The sequence below is a fragment of the Neobacillus drentensis genome, from assembly GCF_036966985.1.
Taxonomy (GTDB): Bacteria; Bacillota; Bacilli; order Bacillales; family Cytobacillaceae; genus Neobacillus; species Neobacillus drentensis_E.
The window spans coordinates 1-1,852 of the sequence record NZ_JBALSN010000338.1; the positions used below are offsets into that span (position 1 = coordinate 1).

At 33.9% G+C, this 1,852-nt stretch carries 2 protein-coding genes; one reads left to right on the plus strand and one right to left on the minus strand.

The features are described from left to right. Positions 1-35 precede the first annotated feature (35 nt). Positions 36-500, plus strand: a complete 465-nt coding sequence (locus V7659_RS21010) for a BclA C-terminal domain-containing protein (RefSeq protein ID WP_335542002.1) — start codon at positions 36-38, stop codon at positions 498-500. A gap of 130 nt (positions 501-630) precedes the next feature. Here the strand turns inward: V7659_RS21010 and V7659_RS21015 are convergent. Next, positions 631-1,852 (minus strand): putative bifunctional diguanylate cyclase/phosphodiesterase (locus V7659_RS21015; RefSeq protein ID WP_335542005.1); only part of this gene is annotated, 1,222 nt, incomplete at its 5' end.

The window sequence follows — 1,852 nt, forward strand, 5'->3', positions numbered from 1 at the left end:
TATAATAGCAGATTGAAAAGGTGGTGAAATAAAATTTGTCTGATCGAAATAGAAAGAAATCTTCTGCGGCATATGGTTATTTTACACTTGTAGGAACCGAACCAATCTTAGTAAGACCCAATGAAAATATACAATTTAATCAACACGGCTCATTGAAAAATATTAGATTTTCCCAGAATAGCAGTACTATAACCATCCAGAAATCAGGAGACTATAAAATAGAATATACGTTACTGATTGATGGGCCTGCTTCAACTTCTATATATGGTATTTTCTTGAATCATTCTTTGGTTCCTGGAAATTTAACCAACTTTGGCATTACAAGACAAGTGAATAATGCAACGCTAATGCTTATAGGACAAGCAATTATCCATATACCCAAAAATTCCACAATTGAGCTAAGAAATATAGGGACTGCTACAGATACACTACTATCAATTTTAGGGAACAACAACATAAATGCCGCATCATTATCGATGGTGAAACTTAGTCAATGTTAGAGGTCAAGGAGGAGAAATGGAACCGACTTGATGGAATTTAAAGATGAATTCGCGATCGAAATTAGTGAAAAAATTGCAGCATTTTAGAAAATGGAAAGGGCGAACAGTTTACAATCCTGTCCGCCCAATCTTATTTGTATTTTGTTTTTGCAGGTTCATTGTGTTGCTTTAAGAAGGTTCTTTCAAATTCTTCATCCGATATCGGTGGACTGAACAGATATCCCTGGACAACTATACAGCCATTGGATTTTAGGAATTTTAACTCCTCTTCCGTCTCAACTCCTTCAGCAATCACATCAAGATTTAAATTATTGGCCATTGAAATAATGGTTTTTACAATGGCACGATTTTCAGAATTGCTTGTAATATCTCTTACAAAGGATCGGTCAATTTTCAGATTATTTATTGGAAACTTTTTCAGGTAACTTAATGAGGAATATCCTGTTCCAAAATCATCTATTGAAATCGAAATCCCCATTGCCTTTAACTCATTCAACGTGGAAATCACAGAGTTGATGTTTGCACTCGAAATACTCTCTGTTATTTCTAAATCTAGATATTGAGCGTCAAGATTTGTTTCTTTTAAGATATTCATAACAGATTCTACAAAGTTTCCGTCATAAAATTGCCGCAGTGAGATATTTACGGATACTGGTATAGGAGTGTACCCCATATCCTGCCATCTCTTATTTTGAAGACATGCTGTTTTAAGAATCCATTCACCTAGCGGTAATATGATTCCAGTTTCTTCTGCTAAAGGAATAAATTCAGCTGGTGAAATCATTCCTAAATCAGAACTCTCCCATCTTAATAATGCTTCCATCCCAATGATATTGTTCGTTTCAATATTCATTTTTGGTTGATAAACAATTTTAAGTTCATTGGAATGTATTGCTTTTCGCAAAGCCTTTTCTAATACCATTTTTTTCTGATAATCATCATTCATCTCTTGCGTAAAGAAGGAATATGAATTTCTTCCCGATTCCTTGGAAGAATACATCGCAATATCCGCATTTTTAATTAAAACATCTGGGTGTTCACCATCCGTTGGATACATACTGATTCCCAAACTGGAAGTGACAAATAGTTCATGGTCTTTTAAGGTAAAAGATTTCTTAAATATATTTAACAATCTTTTTACAAAGATGGTTGTTTCATCTTTAGTCACACTTGATAAAATAAAGGTAAACTCGTCACCCCCGAGTCTATATACTGAAAAATCGGTCACCCGTTTATCATCCGCTTTACTTAAACGTTCTGCTACTTTCTTTAATAGAAAATCTCCATTTTCATGATTGAGGGTGTCATTAATAATTTTAAAACGATCTAAATCTAAAAAAATGACCGCTATA